The organism is Candidatus Eisenbacteria bacterium (genome assembly GCA_035712145.1).
Taxonomy (GTDB): Bacteria; Eisenbacteria; RBG-16-71-46; order RBG-16-71-46; family RBG-16-71-46; genus DASTBI01.
The window spans coordinates 1-4,003 of sequence record DASTBI010000237.1 but is presented as its reverse complement, the minus strand read 5'-3'; the positions used below and the strand labels follow the sequence as shown (position 1 = coordinate 4,003).

The 4,003-nt window shown below is 68.4% G+C and carries 2 protein-coding genes; both read left to right on the top strand.

The window, feature by feature from the left end:
- Positions 1-577: 577 nt before the first annotated feature.
- The gene (locus VFQ05_16840; protein HET9328436.1) at positions 578-3,403 is read left to right on the top strand and encodes a multiheme c-type cytochrome; all 2,826 of its coding nucleotides are present in this window, start codon (positions 578-580) and stop codon (positions 3,401-3,403) included.
- A 7-nt stretch (positions 3,404-3,410) separates the two neighbouring features.
- Positions 3,411-3,701, top strand: coding sequence for a hypothetical protein (locus tag VFQ05_16835; GenBank protein HET9328435.1), 291 nt, complete (start codon positions 3,411-3,413; stop codon positions 3,699-3,701).
- Positions 3,702-4,003 lie beyond the last annotated feature (302 nt).

The following is a 4,003-nucleotide window of genomic DNA, read 5'->3' as shown; positions in this document are numbered from 1 at the left end:
ACCCTACGAAGTTCGTGTCGCGCGGGGCCGCCTGGGATATGGATCCCAGGCGGCTGCGCATCGCCTGGCGCTTGTGGTTTTCCGCGTCGAGCGGGGAGCGGCTGGGACTGCGCCCGGCACGCCGGCTCGACCCCTAGCCCGAAGTCGGCCCCGTCGACGAGCATCGCGAGACAGCCCCTGTCGACCCGTGTTGCCCGTCCGCTCATGGGGGGCTGACGCCGCCGGCAGGAAATTCCTTTGGCCTTTCCCGGCCGGAATTTCGCATGACAGCGAATAGAGGCGTTTGTGCGTCCGGAGGCGGCGAGCAGGAGTCGTCTGCCCGTTTCGGGGAGGAGGTCATCGTACGCCTGCTCTGCCGTGCTCGCGGCCTGGCCGACAAGGTGACCGGCTTGCTGGCGCTGGCCTCGCTCGACAGGCTGCTTGGCGTCCGCGCACAGACTGCGGATCGCTCGGGTGCCTCGCGCCCGGTTTGGGGTCTCGCGACGCAGTCCCAATGGACGTCGCTGGGGCCTCCGGGAACGAGAAGAAGCTTCAACGCGATGCGAGGCCCGGCGCGTGCTGGGCAGACGGCATGTTCATGCGCGCCCGCTCTCTGGTTCTCGCGCTCCTCGCCCTGGTAGGGACCGGCTGCGGGGACACGCCGAGCGTCTCCTATACGGTTTCGATCCCCGATCCCGCGTCGGACTCCGTACGCGTCGACATGACCCTGATCGGATTCTCTCGGGACTCGCTGGTGCTCCGCGGCCACGCCGCCCGCGAGCTCCTGGCTCCAGTCGATCTGACGATGTCGCCCTCCGCGCGCGAGGGATTCGCTCCGCGCGTCGACTGGGCAACGGCCGGGAAGCCGGATCGACCGGTCCAGGTCGCACGGGTCGCGATCGCAGGTCCACTCCCGCGCGAAATCCACCTCTCGTACGCGGTGCGAGTCCGTCACCGTCAGGGCGATTCGCACGTCGGTTTCAGCGGGACCAGCCTCGGAACGCTCGATCCTCGATTCGGACTCTTCACCGGGCGAAACATCTTTCTGGTGCCCGAGCCAGCGCCACGCCTGCGGCGAGCGGAGGTTGCGTTCGTTCTGCCGCCAGGATGGGGCTCCGTCACGCCTTGGCGGCGCGAAGGAGGTCGATGGCGCGTCGGCCTGTCGAAGCGCGATGTCGCAGAAGACTTGATCGCCGGCACCATCGGCCTCGGCCGGTTCGACCATCGTTCGTTCGTGGTGGGTCGGACGACCTTCGCTTGCGCGTTCGAGGAGGGCATCGCGCGGCCGGAGCGGGACTCGCTCGAGCGCTGCTTCGAGCGCGTGGCCCGCTTCCTCCATCACCGCTTCCCTCGCGGCCTCGGTCCCGCTTATCAAACGCTCGTCGTCCCCGCCGCGTCGACCGGGGACGAGTTGCTCGGGGACGCGTGGGCCAACGGTCAGGGCGGAACGCTGGCGCCCGCCACTCCGGGTCATGTGAGGCGTTTCGCCGAGCGGCTGCTCGACGCTTACCTGGTGTACGAGCCCTACCGGACCACTTTCCAGCGGCCGGAAGACTTCTGGCTGGTCGACGGCCTTCGCGGCCTCTACGCATGCCGCTCGGTGGCGGCCGCCGGGTTGTGGTCCGAGCAGGACGCCCTCGAGCAGCTGGTGGCGGGGTACTTCGATGCGCTCGAGGCTCGAAGCTCGGAGCACGACCTCGAGCGCGTCTATCAAGCCGGCGATGACGGTCGAATCGCTCGCGAGCTGGTGTCGCCCTTGGCAGCCTTGTACCTCGACCTCCAGCTGCGCGAGTCGAGTGGGGAAGAGCGTGGGTTGGACGACGTGATCAGGGTTCTCTTTAGCTCGCGCTCGGCGCCATCGATCTGGCCGGCGCTCTCCCGGTCGGCTTCCGCGGATTGGAACGACGTTCGCCATCGTTACGTGCAAGGTAGGGCGGCGCTTCCGATCGAGCGGCTCGCGCCCCTCGAGAGAATCCCGCCGAACCCCGTTGCGGGGCCCGCCGTCCAGTACCTGACGGTGGCCTACACCGGCGAGTCGTTCGGCTTCCTGGAGCACTGCGGCTGCGAGGTGAATCAATCCGGCGGTTTGGCGCGCCGTGCGACCGTGCTGAACAGACTCCGAGGTCGCGGCGACCCGCTGCTGCTGCTCGACGCCGGCAGCGCGTTCATCAAGTCGAAGCACGGGCAACCGGCCGACGCCCTGAGTCTCCACGAGCAGGGGTTCTACCTGCGCTCGATGGACCTGATGAAGTACGACGCCGCGGCCATCGGGACCACCGAGCTGGCTTCGGGGCTGGAGCACTTCCGATCGATGTCGCGCGGCCTCCACACGCCGTACCTGAGCTCGAACGTCCAGGCCGACGGCGGCGCCATCGCCCCTGCACGGCGGATCGTGAGCCGCGGCGGCCGGCGAATCGGCATCATCGGAGTCTTCGAACCGCCGCGCAGCGGTGACGCCTCGTACGAGCGAAACGTCCTCCAGGTGACGATCGACGACCCAGCCGCGACGCTGTGTCGCGAGGTCGAAGCGCTCCGGCCATCCGCCGATCTGGTCGTGGCCCTCGGTCGCCTCTCACCCCGCACGATTCGCCGGCTGGTGCGGGAATGCAAGGGGCTCGACCTCGTGATCTCCAGCGACCCCGCGTGGCCGAGGCTCGACACGATCGACGGGCAAGGGACGCTCCGCCGCGACGACGCCTCGGGATTCGTCGGCAAGACGCTGGTCCTCTACGCCTCGCTCAAGAACTACGGATTCTCCAGCGCGCGTATCGGGCTCGGCCGCCAAGGGCGGATCGTCTCGGCCGAGTTCGAGGACCACTGGCTCGATGAAGCCATTCCGGACGAGCCTTCGATCCGGAGCGCGCTGGGCCGGTTCTACGAGCAGGTCGGGACCCTCGAGGACGTCCAGGCCGGAGTCCGTCCTCCCTTCGGCGGCGACGACGAACGCATGAGCGGCCGTTACGTCGGGGCCGAGCGGTGCGCGACCTGCCACCAGCCGCAGTTCGCCCAGTGGGAGGGCACCCCGCACGCCCGCGCGTACAAGACGCTGCTCGACCAGCATCGCCAGTTCCAGCCTCGCTGTGTCTCGTGTCACGTGGTCGGTTACGGGGCCACGCGCGGTTTCCGCATGGGCACCGGTGACGAGACGCTCGCCAACGTCCAATGCGAGAGCTGTCACGGCCCGGGCGGGCGCCACGTCGAAGCGCCCGCCGCGGCCAACATCCAGCGCGCCGTGCCCGAGCGTGTCTGCGTCGAGTGCCACGACATGGAGCACTCCTCCCGCTTCGTCTACTCCGACCGGCTGCCTCGCGTGACGCACGGGTGGCTCGGCGGCGAGACCGCGAATGCCGGTGGTGCCGCCGGCGACGACCGGGTCGCGATCGACCCACACCCGGTCGCGAGGCCAACGGGTCGTGAAAAGTGAGGAAGCCATGAAGAGATCCATCCGCCTGACGCTCGGAGCGTTGCTGCTCCTGACTCTGGGAACGCTGGTGCTGGGCACGCTCCGTCCGTCAGTGCCCGGTTCTCAGACGCCCTACCTTTCAAAGCTGTCGGATGTGGCCGTGAAGCCGGCCTATGCGGTGCCCTGCAACCGCAGCGTGTGCGTGCCGGCTCAAGGCAATCACTACAAGTGCGAATACACCGGCTCGAACGTCCACTGCATCCTGTCGAGCGATCGGAGAGATTGCACCACGCTGACCAACCTGGTCTGCGAGCAGTAGTCGCAAATCCGGAACGGCGCGTCGTGAAGCTCCGGGCACCACGGAGCGCACGCCGCGTCGGCCGGTCATCCAACGTCAGGTCGTCGCTCAACAAACGAGGCGCTCCGGCAGTTGCCCGGAACGCCTCGAACGGTTTGCCGTGCCGCGTCAGCGACCGTGATGCCCTCGATTAGCGGCGCGTCACCTCGGCGGCGCCCGTGGAAGGAACGCCGACCGGAGCCGCATGGCTCTCCTTGGCGCTGCTGCCACCGATCCGCATGCCGTAGAAGCTGCGGTACACGAAGAACAGCGCCACCAGCATG